The 17,568-nt window shown below is 63.3% G+C and carries 15 protein-coding genes; 9 read left to right on the top strand and 6 right to left on the bottom strand.

All coding sequences use genetic code 11. The features are described from left to right. The first annotated feature begins 29 nt into the window (after positions 1 to 29). The 4 genes from EKN06_RS04575 (at position 30) to dnaE (ending at position 6,011) form a co-directional block, all read left to right on the top strand. Positions 30 to 1,271 (top strand): lipoprotein-releasing ABC transporter permease subunit, encoded by a 1,242-nt coding sequence (locus tag EKN06_RS04575; protein ID WP_127611641.1) that lies wholly within the window; start codon positions 30 to 32, stop codon positions 1,269 to 1,271. Between the two features lie 7 nt (positions 1,272 to 1,278). Then, on the top strand, positions 1,279 to 1,980 hold the full coding sequence (locus EKN06_RS04570; RefSeq protein ID WP_127611993.1) for an ABC transporter ATP-binding protein: 702 nt from the start codon (positions 1,279 to 1,281) through the stop codon (positions 1,978 to 1,980). A 105-nt stretch (positions 1,981 to 2,085) separates the two neighbouring features. Then, positions 2,086 to 2,370 carry a hypothetical protein gene (locus EKN06_RS04565; RefSeq protein WP_127611640.1) on the top strand — a complete coding sequence of 95 codons (285 nt, stop codon included), beginning with the start codon at positions 2,086 to 2,088 and terminating at the stop codon, positions 2,368 to 2,370. Positions 2,371 to 2,510: 140 nt separating this feature from the next. Next, positions 2,511 to 6,011 (top strand): DNA polymerase III subunit alpha, encoded by a 3,501-nt coding sequence (gene dnaE / locus EKN06_RS04560; RefSeq protein ID WP_127611639.1) that lies wholly within the window; start codon positions 2,511 to 2,513, stop codon positions 6,009 to 6,011. Between the two features lie 24 nt (positions 6,012 to 6,035). Here the strand turns inward: dnaE and EKN06_RS04555 are convergent, their stop codons facing one another. After that, a complete protein-coding gene (locus tag EKN06_RS04555; RefSeq protein WP_127611638.1) occupies positions 6,036 to 7,115 on the bottom strand; it encodes a PA0069 family radical SAM protein in 1,080 nt (359 codons plus the stop codon). A 77-nt stretch (positions 7,116 to 7,192) separates the two neighbouring features. Here EKN06_RS04555 and EKN06_RS04550 point away from each other — a divergent pair, with 77 nt between their 5' ends. Then, positions 7,193 to 7,705, top strand: coding sequence for a YcxB family protein (locus EKN06_RS04550; RefSeq protein WP_127611637.1), 513 nt, complete (start codon positions 7,193 to 7,195; stop codon positions 7,703 to 7,705). Between the two features lie 22 nt (positions 7,706 to 7,727). Here EKN06_RS04550 and moaB read toward each other — a convergent pair whose 3' ends face one another. The 3 genes from moaB to EKN06_RS04535 form a co-directional block, all read right to left on the bottom strand. Further along, positions 7,728 to 8,255 (bottom strand): molybdenum cofactor biosynthesis protein B, encoded by a 528-nt coding sequence (gene moaB, locus EKN06_RS04545; RefSeq protein WP_127611636.1) that lies wholly within the window; start codon positions 8,253 to 8,255, stop codon positions 7,728 to 7,730. 10 nt (positions 8,256 to 8,265) lie between these two features. Beyond that, positions 8,266 to 10,026: a lytic transglycosylase domain-containing protein gene (locus EKN06_RS04540; protein ID WP_205693828.1), complete on the bottom strand. Its 1,761-nt coding sequence runs from the start codon at positions 10,024 to 10,026 to the stop codon at positions 8,266 to 8,268. A gap of 189 nt (positions 10,027 to 10,215) precedes the next feature. Further along, entirely contained in the window at positions 10,216 to 10,971 is a 756-nt protein-coding gene (locus EKN06_RS04535; RefSeq protein WP_127611635.1) for a uracil-DNA glycosylase family protein, read from the bottom strand. A gap of 164 nt (positions 10,972 to 11,135) precedes the next feature. On the opposite strand from EKN06_RS04535, the gene EKN06_RS04530 reads away from it, so the two are divergent. From EKN06_RS04530 to EKN06_RS04515, 4 genes are all read left to right on the top strand, one after another. Continuing rightward, positions 11,136 to 12,782, top strand: a complete 1,647-nt coding sequence (locus tag EKN06_RS04530) for an electron transfer flavoprotein-ubiquinone oxidoreductase (protein WP_127611634.1) — start codon at positions 11,136 to 11,138, stop codon at positions 12,780 to 12,782. 130 nt (positions 12,783 to 12,912) lie between these two features. Beyond that, entirely contained in the window at positions 12,913 to 13,734 is an 822-nt protein-coding gene (locus tag EKN06_RS04525; RefSeq protein WP_127611633.1) for a 4-(cytidine 5'-diphospho)-2-C-methyl-D-erythritol kinase, read from the top strand. Then, complete coding sequence (locus EKN06_RS04520; protein ID WP_338068066.1) at positions 13,707 to 14,468, top strand: N-formylglutamate amidohydrolase; 762 nt, start codon at positions 13,707 to 13,709, stop codon at positions 14,466 to 14,468. The genes EKN06_RS04525 and EKN06_RS04520 overlap by 28 nt, the downstream gene beginning before the upstream one ends. Positions 14,469 to 14,608: 140 nt before the next feature. Beyond that, a complete protein-coding gene (locus EKN06_RS04515; RefSeq protein WP_127611632.1) occupies positions 14,609 to 15,409 on the top strand; it encodes a class I SAM-dependent methyltransferase in 801 nt (266 codons plus the stop codon). A 198-nt stretch (positions 15,410 to 15,607) separates the two neighbouring features. Here EKN06_RS04515 and EKN06_RS04510 read toward each other — a convergent pair whose 3' ends face one another. After that, a complete protein-coding gene (locus tag EKN06_RS04510) occupies positions 15,608 to 16,510 on the bottom strand; it encodes an OmpA family protein (protein WP_127611631.1) in 903 nt (300 codons plus the stop codon). Positions 16,511 to 17,011: 501 nt separating this feature from the next. Then, a complete protein-coding gene (locus tag EKN06_RS04505) occupies positions 17,012 to 17,443 on the bottom strand; it encodes a DUF3806 domain-containing protein (RefSeq protein ID WP_127611630.1) in 432 nt (143 codons plus the stop codon). Positions 17,444 to 17,568 lie beyond the last annotated feature (125 nt).

Raw genomic sequence — 17,568 nt, 5'->3', positions numbered from 1 at the left:
TTCGCCGCACAGCAGGCAGTTACCCCGACTTGATCCTCTCTCCCTTCGAATGGACCATCGCCAAGCGCTACATGCTGCCGGGGCGGGGCGAAGCGTTCATCGCCATGGTGGCTGGCATCAGCCTTGTCGCCGTGATGCTGGGCGTCGCCGCGCTCGTCATCGTGATGAGCGTCATGAACGGCTTTCGCGCCGAATTGCTCGACAAGATCGTGGGGCTGAACGGCCATGCCGTGATCCAGGCCTATGGCGGACGGATGGACGACTGGCAAAACGTGCTCGAGGACGTGCGCAAGACGCCGGGCGTCACGTCCGCATCGCCGCTGATCGAACAGCCGCTGCTGGGCAGTTACGAAGGCCGGGTCGAAGCGGTGCTGGTGCGCGGATCAACCCGCGATTCGATCAATGAGCTGAAAGAAAAGAAGCTGCTCGGCAATCTCGGCCTGTTGCAGCCGGGCGCCAATCGCGTCGCCATCGGTTCGCGGCTGGCGCAAAACATGGGCATCCGCATCGGCGACGTGATCACGATCATCAATCCGCAAGGCCGAACGACGCCGTTCGGCACGGTGCCGCGCGAAATCGGGTATGAAGTCGCCGCGATCTTCGAAATCGGCATCTACGACTACGACAATGCCTATGTCGTCATGCCGATTGAGGATGCGCAGACGCTGATGCTGATGGGCAATACCATCGGCATGATCGAGGTGATGACCGAAGATCCCGATACCGTCGGCGAAACGCTGGCCCCGCTGGGGCAGAAGCTGGCGGGGCGCGCGGTGGTCAACGACTGGAAGACGATCAATGCATCGTTGTTCGAAGCGCTGGCGGTGGAACGCGTGGCGATGTTCGTCGTGCTGTCGATCATCGTGCTGGTCGCGGTGTTCAACATCCTGTCGAGCCTCATCATGCTGGTTCGCGCCAAGACACGCGACATCGCGATCATGCGCACGATGGGCGCGACGCGGCGTTCGATCCTCAAGATATTCGTGACGGCAGGTTTCCTGATCGGTGCGCTGGGCACTGGTGCAGGACTGCTGCTCGGCTTTGTCGCGCTGGAATTCCGGCAGTCGGCCGTGCGGCTGGTCGAATTGCTGACGGGGCAGGAATTGTGGGACCCGTCGATTCGTTTCCTTTCCGAATTGCCCGCGCGAACCGACCCGGCCGAGGTCATGATCATCACCGGCATGGCGCTGGTCCTGTCGTTCCTCGCCACGCTTTACCCTGCTTTAAAGGCGGCGAGCACCGATCCGGTGCAGGTGCTGCGTTATGAATGAGATCGCGATGAACCCCGCCGCAGATGCTCCCGCAAATCAGGCTCCTGTCGTCGAACTGAAGGACCTGACCCGTAGCTTTACCCAAGGCGGCGTGACCATCGACGTGCTGCGCGGCGTCGATCTGTCGATCATGCCCGGCGAAATCGTCGGACTGCTCGGCCCGTCGGGGTCGGGCAAGTCGACGATGTTGCAGGCCGTCGGCTTGCTCGAAGGCGGCTTTGGCGGCGAGATCACGATCTGCGGGCAGAAGGCGGAAAAGTCGAACGGCGATGCGCGCACGGCGTTGCGACGCGATCACTTGGGCTTCGTCTATCAGTTCCATCACTTGCTGCCCGATTTCGATGCGAAGGAAAACGTGGTCCTGCCGCAGCTTGTTGCGGGCATTCCGCGGGCCGACGCCGAACGGCGAGCGGAAGAACTGCTCACCGCGCTTGGCCTTGGCCAGCGGCTGACCCATCGACCCAGCCAGCTTTCGGGCGGGGAACAGCAGCGCGTGGCCGTGGCGCGCGCGCTGGCGAACAAGCCGCAACTGGTGCTGGCGGACGAACCGACGGGCAATCTCGACGAAGCGACGAGCGAACGGGTGCTGGCCGAATTCCTGCGCCTGGTGCGCGGGCAGGGCAGTTCGGCGCTGATCGCGACGCACAACGAACGGCTGGCGGCGCGGATGGACCGGGTCGTGCGGTTGCACGAAGGCAAGCTGCACTGATCGCGCGCGCCGGGATGGCGTAATAAAATCGGCCTGCTCGGGGAAAAAACGGACTGTCCGTGCGTTGTGCATATGACACACCGGACAAGACGAGAAGGGGCCGACATGAGCGAACATCCCACCACATTTCACGCAGAACCGCTCGATCCGAATGCGAACGACTGGAACGATCACGCCACGCTGCACCGCAGGGCCGATGGCGCGGAAAGCGATATGATGCGCGGATTCAACGTCATGCGTGACGGCACGTTCGCCGAAATGATCCGCTTCGTGATGATGCTGCCCAAGGAAGACCGCACCGGCCTTGCGATCCAGAAATCCGGCGACCGGTTGTTTTCGCTGGGCGAGATCGAGGCGCTGGCGCGGCGGGACGACTTCCCCAAGGCGTGATTTGAGGCCCGGCCTGCTGAAGTCAGGCCCGTACCGGCCATACCCGTCTGCGATCAAACGGGCCCAAATCGTGGATAGCCCTGTTGAAACGGCCCGTTTCGCCCTCGCGCGGGGCGGGCTGTTTCAGTAAGCATGGCATCATGGCTTTCGCTCCCTTCGTACCGCTACGCGTGTTTTCCAGCTTCACCATGCTGGAAGGCGCGATCGATCCGAAGAAGCTGGCCGCGCTGGCGCAGGCGCGCGGTTTTCCGGCCATTGCGATTTGCGACCGCAACGGGCTTTATGGCGCGATTCCCTTTGCCGACGCGGCGGTGAAACTGGGGGTGCAGCCCATCGTCGGCACACTGCTGGCGGTCCGACGCCCGGCAAAGGACGGTCAGAAGCACGAAGCGATCGACTGGCTGGCGCTTTATGCTCAGGACGAAGATGGCTGGAACAACTTGTGCCACCTTGCGTCCATGGCGCATCTCGATCGCCCGCTGCATCTCGATCCGCATGTCGAATTGGACGCGCTCGAAGGTCGCACTGACGGGTTGATCTGCCTGACCGGCGCGGGTGATGGCGCGCTGGCCCGGCTTTACGCGGCGGGGCAGGCTGATGAGGCGTCGCAATATGCCGATCGGTTGCAGGCGTTGTTCGCCGACCGGCTCTATGTCGAAATCGCTCGCACCGGCGCGGAGAACGAGGCGGACAGCGAAGACGCGCTGATCGCGCTCGCCTATGCGCGCGACCTGCCGCTGGTCGGCACGAACCCGGCGCTGTTCGACGAACCGGGCTTTCACGCCGCGCACGATGCCATGCTGTGCATCGCCAATTCGACCTACATCGACACCGCCGAACGCCCGCGCGCGCCCGCCGATGCATGGGTAAAGCCCGCCGACACGATGGCGCAGATCTTCGCAGACCTGCCCGAAGCGACGGCCAACACCATGGTCGTAGCGCAGCGCTGCGCGTTCAAGCCGCCCTATCGGAAGCCGATCCTGCCCAGCCTTGCGGGCGATCTTGAGGGCGAGGCGCGGATGATCCGCGAGGATGCGACGGCCGGGCTTGAAAAACGGCTCGAACCTTATGGCGAAATGGCGGCGGGCGAACGCCAGAAGTATTTCGACCGGTTGCAGTTCGAAGTCGACATCATCGTCGGCATGGGTTTCCCCGGCTACTTCCTGATCGTTGCCGACTTCATCAAATGGGCCAAGGACAACGGCATCCCGGTCGGTCCGGGCCGTGGTTCGGGCGCGGGCAGTCTTGTCGCGTGGGCGCTGACCATCACCGATCTCGATCCGCTGCGGCTGGGCCTGCTGTTCGAACGTTTCCTCAACCCCGAACGCGTGTCGATGCCCGACTTCGACATCGATTTCTGCGAAACCCGGCGCGGCGAAGTGATCCGCTACGTTCAGCAGAAATACGGGCACGACCACGTCGCGCAGATCATCACTTTCGGCAAGATGAAGGCCCGCGCCGTGCTGCGCGATTGCGGGCGCATCCTGCAGATGAGCTATGGGCAGGTCGACCGGCTGACCAAGATGATCCCCAACCATCCGACCGATCCGTGGACGCTGGATCGCACGTTGAACGGGGCTGCGGACTTCGCCGGCGAATACAAGCGCGATCCCGACGTGCGGCGGCTGGTCGATCTGGCCGTGCAATTGGAAGGATTGCCGCGCAATTCGTCCACCCACGCGGCGGGCGTGGTGATCGGCGACAGGCCGCTGTCGCAGCTCGTGCCGCTCTACCGCGATCCGCGTTCCGACATGCCGGTGACGCAGTTCGACATGAAGCATGTCGAAAGTTCGGGCCTAGTGAAGTTCGACTTTCTCGGGCTGAAGACGCTTTCGGTGCTGCGCAAGGCTATCGACTTGATGGTAAAGCGGGGGATCACCATCGATCTAGACCTGCTGCCGTGGGACGACGCGGGCGTGTTCCAGCTGTTGAAGCAGGGCAATACCGTCGGCGTGTTCCAGCTGGAATCCGAAGGGATGCGCCGCACGCTGGCCGCAGTGAAACCGACGCGGTTCGAGGATATCATCGCGCTCGTCTCGCTCTACCGTCCCGGCCCGATGGACAACATCCCGCTGTTTGGTCAGCGCAAGAACGGCCTTGCGGAAATCGAATATCCGCACCCCAAGTTGGAAGGCATCCTCGCCGAAACCTACGGCATCTTCGTCTATCAGGAACAGGTCATGCAGGCTGCGCAGATCCTGGCCGGATATTCGCTGGGCGACGCCGACCTGCTGCGCCGCGCGATGGGCAAGAAGGTGCAGGCCGAAATGGACGCGCAGCGCCAGCGTTTCGTCGACGGTTGCAAAACCGAATCGGGGATCGATGCGCGCAAGGCCAACGAACTGTTCGACTTGATCGACAAGTTCGCAGGCTACGGCTTCAACAAGTCGCACGCGGCTGCATACGCGCTTCTCGCCTATCAGACCGCGTGGCTGAAGGCGCATTACCCGCACGAATTCTTTGCCGCGTCGATGTGCTTCGACATGCACCAGTCGGAAAAGCTGTCGGTATTCGTCGACGACATGCGCCGCTATCCGGGCGGGGAGGTCGAATGCGCGGGGCCGGACATCAACTGGTCCGAGGCGGAGTTCACGGTTGAGCCGACCGACGAAGGGCACCGCGTCCGATATGCATTGGCGGGCATCCGCAACGTCGGCGAAAAGGCGATGGACGCCATCGTCGCCGAGCGGGAGGCGCGCGGGCCGTTTGCGAGCCTGAAGGAACTTTTCGAGCGGTTGCCCGCAGGGTCGATGAACCGCCGCCAATTGGAAGGGCTGGCCTGCGCCGGCGCACTCGATTCGCTGGAACCCAATCGCGCGAAGATCATCGCCAATGCCGACATGCTTTTGGCCGTGGCCGATGCCGCGTCGCGCGAAAAGGCGAGCGGGCAGGTTGGGCTGTTCGGGGCAGAGGAACACGCCGAACAGGACCTGAGGCTGGTCGAAGCACCGGCATGGCCGCGCCAGGAACAGATGGAGAAGGAGCGCGAGAACTTCGGCTTCTATTTCGCCGCGCACCCCGTCAGCCAATGGCGCGCGGTCGCCAGCGCGCAGGGCGCGCGTTCGTTCTCCAGCCTGATGGCCAGCGGGTCCGAAGGCGGTTCGGGCGGCGGCCGATCCACCGCGGTCATGGCCGTGCTGGTCGAAGGGGCGAACAAGCGCCAGACGCGCAAGGGCAAGGATTTCGTCATGGCCGACTTTTCGGACCAGTCGGGCCAGTTCAGCGCGTCATGCTTCGAAGAATCGCTGGTCGGTAGCTTTCAGGAATGGGCCAAGTCGGGCGAATGCGTCCTGCTCAATGTCGAACTCGACCGGCCCAGCGCCGACGAACCGCCGCGTGTCACCGTGCGCGGCGCGCGGCCGATGACGGCGGTCAAGGGTTCGGCGCGCATGGAATTGCGGCTGACGATCAATCGAGTCGATGCGATGGCCGAACTGGCGCTGGCCCTGCCGCGCAGCGCCGATGCGACCGGCGAGGTGATCGCGCGGCTGATGCTGGGCGAGGGGCGGGAGGCGACGATGCTGCTTGGCCGGGATTTCGCGCTCGACGGCGAACTGGCCGACAGGATCGCGCTGATCGATGGCGTCAGCACGGCGGCGCTAACCGCGCGTTCGGCCAGCGCCCTGCGGCTGGTGGCCTGAGCCGCCCGAGGCTGGGCGCAAGTTTCAGTCGAATAGCGCGAGCTGCCCGTCGAGCGAGGGGCGGCGAAAGCGGCTGCAATCGGGTTCGAATTCCGCCTGCGGCAGTCCTGCGCGTTTGACGGCAAGGCGGAAGCGTTGGCGGAAAAGGTCGGCCCATGCGCCGACGGGGCGAAACCGGGCGTGGAAGTTCGGTTCGTTGTCGCGGCCTCCGCGCATTTCGCGCACCATGTTCATAACCTTTGCCGCGCGGTCGGGATAATGCGCGTCCAGCCATTCGCGGAACAGCGGCGCGACTTCGTGCGGCAGGCGAAGCATGATCCAGTTTGCCGAACCCACCCCGATTTTGCCCAAGCGCGCGACGATGCCTTCCATGAATTGGTCGGTGATCGCGGGGATTACGGGCGAAATCATGCAATGCGCAGGCACCCCCGCGTCCACCAATCGGGCGAGAGCGTCGAGCCGCTTGGCAGGTGAGGACGCGCGCGGTTCGAGCAGGCCCGACAGGCGCGGATCGAGCGTGGTGACCGACAGGCTGACCGCGAAGAGGCGCTCCCTTGCCATTTCCCGCAGGATTTCGAGATCGCGCAGCACGCGGGCTGATTTCGTGGTGATTGCCACCGGGTGCCGCACGTCCAGGCACAGTTCGAGTATCTCGCGCGTGATGCGATAGCGGCCCTCTATCGGTTGATAGGGATCGGTGTTCGTCCCCATCGCGATGACCTGCGGCGCATAGGCGGGCTTGGCCAGCGTCTGGCGCAAAAGGCGCGCGGCACCGGGCTTGGCGAACAGCTTCGTCTCGAAATCGAGGCCGGGCGAAAGATCGTGATAGGCGTGGGACGGGCGGGCAAAGCAATAGACGCAGCCGTGTTCGCAGCCCCGATACGCATTGATCGAACGGTCGAACGGGATGTCGGGCGACTTGTTGAACGACACGATGGCGCGGGGGTGTTCCTCTGTCACGGTGGTTCGACGCGGCGGGGCGGGGCCGTCGATGTCCGCAGCCTCGTCCAGCCAGTCGCCGTCTTCCTCGCGAGAAGCGAGGCCGAAGCGCTGCGGCACCGCGTTCGACGGCGCCCCGCGACCGTGGATTGCGCGATTCGGCATGGCGCCATCATGACGCATGATACGGAACATAACAAGAACTCGTGGACGAGCGCCGATGGTTTGGCTAGCCCGGTGCCATGACCGAACTTGGCCCTTTCACCTATCGCATTGTCGAGGACGAAACGGTTGCCGCCGCGCGCATTGCGTTTCGCAAGCAGATGCGCCGCCCGCTGACGCGCTGGCTGCTAGCCCTGATCGTCTTGGTAGAAATTGCGCTATTGCTGTTCGACATTTTCGACGACGGTATGCTCAACCTTGCGTCGACCGCCGCGCTCCTCTTTGCCTTGCCGTTCGTCTATTTCGTGCTGTTGTGGCTGATCCCGCGACAGGGGCGGCGGCAATATCGGCAAAGCGCGGCGCTGCGCGACGAATATACGCTGACGTTCGACGATGCCGCGATGACGGTGGCCGGACAACGCGGGACCATGCGCATCCCGTTCGACGATTTTCGCGAACTGGCGGTCAGCGACGACCTGATCCTGCTCTACCAGACCGAGATGTTCTACAGCATCTTTCCCCGCCGCGCGCTGGGCGATGCGGCCGACATGCTGATCGCGCGGCTGATCGCGGCGGGCGTGCGGCGTATCTGACCCGCGTGCAGGTCTTGCCGCCTTATTTTTCCCGAAGCCGGGGCATCAGTTCGACGAAGTTGCAGGGCCGGTTCCGGCTGTCGAGTTGTTCGGCAAGGATGCCATCCCATCCGTCCTTTACCGCGCCGTTCGATCCCGGCAGCGCAAAGATATAAGTTCCGCGCGCCACCACCGCGCAGGCGCGCGACTGGATCGTGCTGGTGCCGATGGTCTGGAAACTCAGCCAGCGGAAAAGCTCGCCAAAGCCCGGTATCTCGCGTGTCTGCACGCGGGCCAGCGCCTCTGGCGTGACATCGCGTCCGGTCAGCCCCGTGCCGCCGGTGATGACCACGGCATCGACGTTGTCATCTTCGATCCATGCGTGAAGCTGCGCGGTGATGACGTCGACATCGTCTTTGAGGATCGTGCGGTCGATCAGCGTGTGCCCGGCATCGTGGATGCGGCCTGCAAGGATGTCACCGCTGCTGTCCTGATCCGCGCCGCGCGTGTCCGATACGGTCAGCAGCGCGATGCGGACGGGTTTGAAGGTGCGGGTCGGGTCGATGGCCATGAAACGATCCTTAGCGGGTGGCGCCCGAAAGCACCGGCTTGCCCAATTGCGATACCGCGCCCGCGCCGTCGGGGCGGGGGAACCGGGGCCACAGGTTCTGGGCCAGCGCTTCGCGGACGTCGGACGTGTCGCCCGCCTGATGCCGGTACATCAGGTAGTTGCGCGTCACGATGGCGACGTAGCTACGCGTTTCCCAATAGGGGATCGATTCCATCCACAGCAGCGGGTCGCCCGAATCGCGGATTTCGGTGTTCCAGCGCGTGATCGGCGACAGGCCTGCATTATAGGCGGCCATGATCTTGGGCAGCAGCCCTTGCGTCCCGCTCGAATCACGCAGCATCTCAAGGTTGCGCTGGCCAAAGCTCATGTTCGTGGCCGGATCTTTCAGATCGTAATCGGCCAGCCCCAGCGTCGGCGCGTGGTGTTTTGCCGTGCCGGGCATGATCTGCATCAGCCCGACCGCGCCAGCCGGGCTGACCGCTTCGGCGCGAAAGTTCGATTCCTGCAGGGTATGCGCAAAAGCGAGCGCGGGATCGACCCGCCACCCTTCGCGCGGAGCCCATTTCGTCAGCGGATAGCGGGTCGACGGATCAGGGGCCGCACCGCGCGGCGCGTTGTACGCCATGTACAACTGCGTTCCCGGCAGTCCCAGCGCGCGCGCCAGCCGCGACAGCGAATCGTATTCGGCCGGATTGCCGATCGTGGCCTGATGGCGCAGCACTTCGTCGGCCAGCCCCTCGCGCCCGATTTCCACCAGCGCGACCGCAGTCTTCACATTCGGTTGATTGTTCAGCACCTGCCAGTCGCGGTTGGAAAACGGTTGCCCGACATTGGCCTTGGCGACCTCGATGCCCAACTGTTCGCCGGCAATCATGCCGTACAGCGTTTCGGTATAGCCCGCCGCGGAGCGGAGCGACGGTCCGGCCAGTTCGGGCTGGCGACAGCGGGTATAGCTGCGGGCGGCCCAATAGAGCGAGGCGGCACGCAGTTCCTCGTTCGTGGCGGTTTTCGACGCATTGGCGAAACCGTCGGCAGCCATAGCGCAATCGCCCAGCCGCCATGCGGCCAGACCTGCCACCCACCAGCCTTCGCCGACCCAGTCGCCGGTGCCGCCATTGGCGACATTGCGGGCAAGCGCCAGCGCGGTGCGGTCGTCGTTTTCGATGTAATAGGACCACGCCACGCGCTGGCGCCATTCGGCGCGGGTCGCGGGCGACAACAGCGCATCCACGCCATCGAGCAGGATGCGCGCGCCGCCGGGATCGTCGTTCTTGATCCGATCGGTGATTGCGCTGGCGATTTCGGCGGGCATTGTCGCGTCGCCGGCATTGCCGGGCAGGGTGCGCTTGGCCGGACGGCGCAAGGATACCAGACGTTGCGCGCCGGGTAGCGCGGGACCTTCTTCAAGCCCGCGCTTGATCGCAAGGCGGCCGATCTGGCCCGCTTGCGGCAGGTCCCGGCCCATCGCCAGCCAGTTGTTCAGCGCGTCGAGTTCGACCTTCGGGCTGTTGGGGTGGAGATAGTATTCGGCCAAAGCCAACTGTTTCAGCGATTCGTCGGGGCGCTGGGCAAGCAGGGTTTCCACCGCGCCCCAGTTTTCCGCATCGATCAGCGAAAAGACGTTGGTGTAGAAGCTGCGCTGTTCGTCGGACAACTGATCGGGCACGCGCACGCCCGGGGTGTTGACCGGAAAGGCGGCCGTGTTCGCGACAGCCGGAGTGGCCAGCGTGGTCGCGCCGGTCATGGCGGCCAGTGCGAGCGCTATAGCCATACCGCCAAGTCCGGGCGGGCGAAGGCGGGTCGGGCAAGAACCGGGCGCGTTGGCGCAAGCCAGCGGGTCGGGACGGAACAGCGTTTTGAAGCGCGACGATGCCATCATCAGGCCCTTATGCGACAAATGGGTAAAGGCCACCTGAACGGCAGCCATGCAGGCCAAGGGTGAATCCCCAAGCCCGCGCCGTCAATGCCCACTAGCGAAGGCGAGCCAGCGTTTCCAGAAAATCCTTTTGTGACCGGGCCTTGGGATCATCTGTTGAAGTGGATAAGCCGCCATCAGCGGGATTTCTCGGCCGCCCACTTTTACGATGCCCGTGCCATCGCTGTCGAACCGGTCGGGGGCAAGCTGCGCGCCAGCCTCTTGCGACAACACCAGCAGGCGTTCGGGCATGACCAGCGAAACGTGGTGGCGCAGCACCGCGCCCATGCCGGCGGCGGCGATCGCCTCCCAATCGGCGGCGGGCGTTGCGCGGGGCAGGGCCGATGCGCGATAGGCCGCGCCCGGGTCGAGTCCCATGGCCCGTTCGATCGCATCGAACAGCGCGCCGTCGGGCCCCGACAACAGGCGTTCGCGATCCTGAGCTTCGGGTTCGGCCACGATGAGCATCACTTTCGCCCCGAAAGGCCCGCGTGGCGGCACGCGTTGCGCCGCGGCCCCGCTGTCGAGCGTCGGTTCGGACAGCCACCACGCGGCGAATTCGTCCAGCGTCGCGGGCCAGTTGCCGCGCGACCGTTCCATGTCCGGCGCGTCGACCGGCGCGGGGCCCAGCGCGCGGGGCGGCGGCGGGGCAACGGGCGGCGGGAATTTTGCCGGATCGGACGCCTGTTGCTTTGCCGCGTTATCGGCCAGCCAGTCGCGCGCATCGTCGGTAAAGGCGTGATCGACCCCGGCGTCCTGCCAGAATGCGGCATGTGCCCGGAACGCCGCATGTGCGTCCATCGCGCGCCAATCTGTGTCGTTACCCGCCAAAGTTTCAGTTTCCGCTCATGGTAAAAGCGGCCAGATCGGGACCGCGCAAGATATCGTGCAGGCTTGACCTTCGTCGCGGCAGCAATCAAGGCCGTAAGCAAAGAAGGCAATGCAATACTAGGGGTACGTAATCCATGAGCGAACGGGAATCGATGCCTTATGACGTCGTCGTCGTCGGCGGCGGCGTGGCGGGTCTTTCGGCGGCCATCCGGTTGAAGCAGGTCAACCCCGAGATCGAAGTCTGCCTGCTGGAAAAAGGGTCGGAGATCGGCGCGCACATCCTTTCGGGCGCGGTGATCGATCCACGCGCGCTCGACGAACTGTTTCCCGACTGGCGCGACGACGGTTGCCCGATGGCTGAAACACCGGTGACGGATAACCTCCACTGGGTGCTGACGCACGGCAAGAAATACGCGCTTCCCCACATCACCATGCCGCCGTTCCTGTCGAACGACGGCAATTATACCGGCAGCCTTGGCAACCTGTGCCGCTGGCTCGCCGAAAAGGCCGAGGCGCTGGGCGTCGAGATCTTCCCCGGCTTCCCCGCCGCCGAAGTGCTTTATAACGAAGACGGTTCGGTCAAGGGCGTGGCGACCGGCGACATGGGCATCGCCCACAACGGCACGCACAAGGGCGATTATGCGCCCGGCATGGAACTGCACGGCAAGTACACGCTGTTCGCCGAAGGCGCGCGCGGTTCGCTGACAAAGATACTGAAGGCGAAATTTGACCTTGAGGCCAATTGCCAGCCGCAGGTCTATGGCCTTGGCATGAAGGAACTGTGGGACATCGATCCCGACAAGCATGTTCCCGGCCGCGTCATCCACACGCAGGGCTGGCCGCTTTCGGAAAGCGAAAGCTGGGGCGGCGGGTTCCTGTACCATCAGGCCGGCGGACAGGTCGCCTTGGGCTTCGTCGTCGCGCTCGATTACAAGAACCCGTGGGTCTATCCGTTCGAGGAATTCCAGCGCTGGAAACAGCACCCCGAAATCCGCGAAATCCTCGAAGGCGGGAAGCGCGTGGCATATGGCGCGCGCGTCATCAACGAAGGCGGCTGGCAGTCGGTGCCCAAGCTGGGCTTCCCCGGCGGCGCGCTGATCGGTTGCGCGGCGGGCTTCGTCAACGTGCCCCGGATCAAGGGCAGCCACACCGCGATGAAGAGCGGCATGCTCGCCGCCGAAGCCATCGCCGACGCGCTGGCCGCGGGCCGGACAAGCGACGAGGTTGCCGAATACGAAGCGAACCTGCGCAATTCGTGGATCGCGGACGAACTGAAGAAGGTACAGAACGCCGAACCCGCAATCGCGAAGTTCGGCGGCGCGATCGGCACCATTCTGGCCGGTGTCGACATGTGGATGCGCACGCTGAAGATCGGTCTGCCGATCAGCATGAAGCATCACCCCGATTACGAAACCACGGTCCGCGCCGATCTGTATAAAAAGATCGATTACCCCAAGCCCGACGGCAAGATCAGCTTCGACCGGCTGTCTTCGGTGTTCCTATCGAACACCAACCACGAGGAGGACCAGCCGTGCCACCTCAAGGTTGCCGACATGGAATTGCAAAAGGTGAGCGAACTGGGCGTCTATGGCGGCCCGTCGGCGCGGTATTGCCCGGCCGGCGTGTACGAATGGCTGGAAGGCGCCGACGGCGAGCCCAAGTACCAGATCAACGCGCAGAACTGCGTCCACTGCAAAACCTGCGATATCAAGGACCCGAACCAGAACATCACCTGGACTACGCCCGAAGGCGGCGGCGGGCCGAATTATCCGAACATGTGAGCGTTTAACCCAGCCCCAACCCCTCCCGCATGCGGGAGGGGAGCGAAACTTGCCGTGCCGCAGGCGCGGATAGTCGCAGCGGGGTGGGTCGACTGGGGTCGCAAGTCTTTTGTTTAATCGGGATCGACAGTTGACCCTCTCCGAAACCGCCTTCGCCAAGATCAACCTCGCGCTGCATGTCCGCAGGCGGCGCGAGGATGGGTATCATGAGCTCGAAACGCTCTTCGCCTTCGTCGATGGCGGCGACAGACTGACGGCGAAGTTCGGCGACGTGGACCGGATCACCACGTCGGGCGAATTCGCGGGCGCGTTGACCAATCCGTTCGACAACATTCTTGCTCACACCCTGACGAAGTTTCCGCGCCACGAAGGCTGGCACGTCCGCCTTGAAAAGAACCTGCCGGTCGCGGCTGGGCTGGGCGGAGGGTCTGCCGATGCGGGCGCGCTGATCCGCATGATCGCGGGCGAACAATCGGTGCCCAGCGACGTCATGGACCGCGCCGCCGCACTGGGCGCGGACGTTCCGGCTTGCGTGTGGTCCGAAACGGCCATCGGGCGCGGCACCGGGACCGATCTTTCGAAAGTGGAGAACGACCTCAAGGGCACGCCGGTCCTGCTGATCAACCCGCGTCTGCCCCTGCCGACCGGCCCCGTTTTCAAGGCGTGGAGCGAACTGGATGGCGTCGATCGCGGCGGGCTTCCCACAGGTTCTGCGCGGACGATCGCGTGGGACGGGCGCAACGATCTGGAAGCGCCCGCGGTGTCAATCTGCCCCGCAATCGCGGACGTTCTGGAAGCGCTGAACGAAACCGGTGCATGGCTGGTGCGCATGTCGGGATCGGGTGCTACATGTTTCGCGTTGTACGATGATGCGGAACAGCGGGACCGGGCGGCACAAGCAATGGCCGAACGGCGACCCGGCTGGTGGCAGTTGAAGGGACGCTTGCGTTGAGTTTCAAGACATTCCGCCGGATCGGGTTTCCCCGGTCCGATGGCTCGCGAACGGGCGGCATCGTGCTGGTGGCCGATCATGCGTCGAACGTGGTGCCGGACGACGTCGATCTTGGCGTGCCGCGCGAAGTCATGTCCAGCCACGTCGCGCTCGATATCGGAGTGGAGGGCGTGGCCGAACGGCTCGCCCGCCGCCACGGCATCCCGGCGCAGCTTGCGACGCTCAGCCGTCTGGTCATCGACCTCCACCGCGAAGAAGATCACCCCGGGCTGATCCCGGAAACCAGCGACGGCAAGCTGATCGTCGGCAATATCGGCGCGGATCGCGATCACCGGGTGGAAAACTACTATCGCCCTTACCACGACGCGATGGAACAATGGCTGGACAAGGTGCAGCCGCGCCTGATCGTCTCGCTCCACAGTTTTACCTCCGCGCTCGCAACCAAGCCGGCGGAGGCGCGCCCGTGGGAAGTCGCGCTGCTGTATAACCGGAATGCAGAACCCGCCCGCCACGCCATCCGCCTGTTCGCGGCACAGGGGCTGAAGGTCGGCGACAACGAACCCTATTCGGGCCGCGATCTCAACGCGACGATGAACCGCCATGCCGAAGCCAAGGGTCGCGACTATCTCGCCATCGAAGTCCGTAACGACCAAATCGCCAACGAGGCCGGACAGGCCCGCTGGGCCGCTTTGATCGCCGATGTTGCGCAACGGACCTTGCTGGCGCTGGGGTAGGGACGCTGATCACCGATGCGCAGCGTCGGGTTGATTCGTTTGAGACTGACAATCGGATGTTCGGGAAACGGCCGGTTAGGCCTGTTAGCCGGGTTTCTGAATCCGTGGTAGAGTGCGCCCCTGCTTGAAGGGGAAGACCAGTGTCGGGGTTGGAGACTCGCTTCTCGGGCAATGTTCCCGAGAATTACGATCGTGGGCTGGGGCCCTTCATCTTCGATTATTACGCGAAACAAATGGCGTCTCGCTGCGCTTCTCTCGCTCCGGAGGAGGTTCTCGAAACCGCGGCGGGAACAGGGATCGTCACTAAATATCTTCGTGACTGCCTCTCGTCCCATTGTTCGCTTATTGCGACAGATCTCAATCCACCGATGCTGGATTATGCCGCGGGCAAATTCGGGAACGACGTGTCGGTACAATTCGAGACTGCCGATGCATGCCAATTGCCTTTTGGCGATGGTCGATTTGATGCAGTGGTATGCCAATTCGGCGTCATGTTTTTTCCGGATCGTCAGGCCGGATATAAAGAGGCCCTGCGCGTTCTGAAGCGCGGTGGAACCTACCTGTTCAGCGTTTGGGACGAGTGGGCCAAGAATCCCTTTGCTGAAATCGCTTATAAGGTGGGGGCCGAGTTCTTTCGGAATGACCCGCCAGAATTCTATAAAATCCCGTTCAGCTACAGCGATACTGACGCGATCGAAAATACTCTGAAGGGCGCAGGCTTCTGCGAAATTTCAGTCGAAGCAGTGCCTCACAGGCAAACGCTCAGCGATATCGCGCTGTTTGCGCATGGTATCGTCTATGGCAATCCTCTCTACGACGAATTGCTCGAACGAAACATCGAACCTCAAGCCTTTTGCCAAAAATTGACCAAGGCACTGAGATACGAACTCGGAGAGTCAATGCCGCTCAATGCAGAGTTCATTGCGGCAATGAAGCAATGAAGCATTGAGGCAGGGCAGTGCGGAAAGAGCGAGCTGCTCGAACGACCGTTTCGCAGCGCATAACGCAAGTTGCCGCATGACAACGCCGGCGCAAACAAGCCAACAATCGACTTTTGACCTTGCCTGGCCAAAACCGGAGTTACAGAAAATTCAGGGGGCGGGCGCTGTGCCCGCCCCCTGAATTTCACATCGTTACGTTCAGATGCCGTCGACGCTCTTGCTGACCAGCACGTTCACCGAGACGCGGCGGTTCTGGGCCTTGCCGCTGGCGGTGGCGTTATCTGCCGCCGGGTCGGCTTCGGCCATGCCGGTGGGCGTCAACATGCGCCACGGCTTCCAGCCACAGGCCTGCTGCAAGTAGTTCACAACACGACCGGCCCGCTTTTCGCTGAGGACCTGATTGTAATCCTGATCGCCGACGGAATCGGTGTATCCGACGATCAGCAACAGGGCGTTGTCCATCGCTTCGGCTTCGCCAGCGGCGGCGCACAATTCGGCTTCGTCACGGGCGGACAGGTTCCACTTGCCGCTGTCGAAGAAGACGTTGGTCGTCCCCTTGATGTTGTACTTGTCGATATCGCCCATGCGGCCGCGCAGCGATTCTGCCAGCTGCGTGTTCTTGTCGATCGCGACATCGTGTTCGGCAAATTTCTGCGACGTTCCGTTGCGGACCATCTGCGCCACTTCAAGATCGCCGTTCTTGAACTTGACCTGGCTGGCCAGCAATCCGCCTTCCCATTGGACCGTCTTGATGGAGACCGGCAGGCCATTGAGCAGGGCGGCAGAGGTGCGTTCCTTGGTGTTCAGACCAAGGAAGCCGCCCTTGCCCTTGACCTCTGTGCCGTCGCTGATGACGACGACCGTTTCGGCGCCATTGTCGCTTCGCACCTGTACCTTGCCGCCGGTGCGCGCCGAAATGATGCCTTCGACATCGGGGCCGGCGGGCAGGCCGGAAAGATCGGACGGCACCGAACCGTAAACGGTCATCGGCGCGCCTTCTTCGTAAGTGTCTTGCGCGTGGGCAGCGATGCTACCCAGCATGGGTGTGGAGATCGTTGCCAGCATGAGCAGCAGTCGGGGAGTTTTGGAAACCTTGGTCAACTTACATTCCTAAATTGATTGCAACCGATGCCGGACGCTCCCCTGTTACAGCGCGTCGGGCGGTGTGCATGTCCGTTGCCCCCGTTTTGCGAGTAATCTGATCTGCCGTATTTTGAACGCAATTGCTGGGTGTCACGTCAGCCTTGCTGGCAGATGAATACACACGGGGAAGACGTTCAGAATATGGTTAATCCGAGTGTCTCTTGCGACAAACCGAAGGGCAACGCCCGGCTTGCGCGTACAGCCCATTCCCGTCGAATCGGGCGCGTGCAAACCTGCAAACCGCGTTACACCCGCCACCGGCGAAAACCATTTTCCTACACGGCCGCGCCGCGTCATCATGCACGCCGCTCTTTCGCATCGTCAGCCCATGCCAGTAACCTGTCACCTAACCTGTCACCCGTCGCCGGGCATGCACAGGTCCCGCGATTGCGCGCATTGCGCGATCCGGCGACAGAGTGACACGGTGTCGCCTTTGTCACCCGGCGAGGCGCGCCCGCTTCATTCCACATCGCCGCCGAACGCGATTTCCTGCAGTTTTTCGCGGGTCTGTTTGAAGATCACGTCGACATCGACATCCTCGCCCGCCTCGATCCGGTCGGAAATCATCGTCACCGGGTACAGCACGATGGAGGTGCCCGGCCAGTTCAGCGCCGGAACCCGCCCGTATTCATCCTCCACCGTGATCCATTCGAGCAGCAGTTCGTCCGCCAGCGCATCGCCCAGCGCGATCCCGAGTGCCTGCAATTTCCACGTGTCGTCGGCGCCGACCCAACCTTGCGCGATATTGGCGCGAACGACAGCAAGCCTGGCGTCGATGTCGTTGTAGTTCTCGTCAGCCTCTGCGCTGAAGTGACCCTTGATCCACGATCGCGACTCTTCGAGCCACTCTCGCTCCGGGTCTTCGAGCCGGTAGCGGGGTAATTCGTCCATCGCCAACCAGCATAGCACGGGGCAGCAGAAGCGCGAAATCGCCCGGTTAGTCATGGCAACCGGCCCATTTCGGGCCTAGACTTGTTGCCCGCGGCCGCTACGGACGGCAGCGCAAGACACATACC

The sequence above is a fragment of the Croceicoccus ponticola genome (assembly GCF_004004515.1).
GTDB lineage: Bacteria > Pseudomonadota > Alphaproteobacteria > Sphingomonadales > Sphingomonadaceae > Croceicoccus > Croceicoccus ponticola.
The sequence above is the reverse complement of the archived record's forward strand: the minus strand, read 5'-3'. Positions and strand labels throughout refer to the sequence as shown.

Coding starts and splice junctions, on each gene's coding strand:
- EKN06_RS04570 (WP_127611993.1), top strand. CDS start 1,279: ATGAACCCCGCCGCAGATGCTCCCGCAAATCAGGCTCCTGTCGTCGAA.
- EKN06_RS04565 (WP_127611640.1), top strand. CDS start 2,086: ATGAGCGAACATCCCACCACATTTCACGCAGAACCGCTCGATCCGAAT.
- dnaE (WP_127611639.1), top strand. CDS start 2,511: ATGGCTTTCGCTCCCTTCGTACCGCTACGCGTGTTTTCCAGCTTCACC.
- EKN06_RS04555 (WP_127611638.1), bottom strand. CDS start 7,115: ATGCCGAATCGCGCAATCCACGGTCGCGGGGCGCCGTCGAACGCGGTG.
- EKN06_RS04550 (WP_127611637.1), top strand. CDS start 7,193: ATGACCGAACTTGGCCCTTTCACCTATCGCATTGTCGAGGACGAAACG.
- moaB (WP_127611636.1), bottom strand. CDS start 8,255: ATGGCCATCGACCCGACCCGCACCTTCAAACCCGTCCGCATCGCGCTG.
- EKN06_RS04540 (WP_205693828.1), bottom strand. CDS start 10,026: ATGGCTATAGCGCTCGCACTGGCCGCCATGACCGGCGCGACCACGCTG.
- EKN06_RS04535 (WP_127611635.1), bottom strand. CDS start 10,971: ATGGACGCACATGCGGCGTTCCGGGCACATGCCGCATTCTGGCAGGAC.
- EKN06_RS04530 (WP_127611634.1), top strand. CDS start 11,136: ATGAGCGAACGGGAATCGATGCCTTATGACGTCGTCGTCGTCGGCGGC.
- EKN06_RS04505 (WP_127611630.1), bottom strand. CDS start 17,443: ATGGACGAATTACCCCGCTACCGGCTCGAAGACCCGGAGCGAGAGTGG.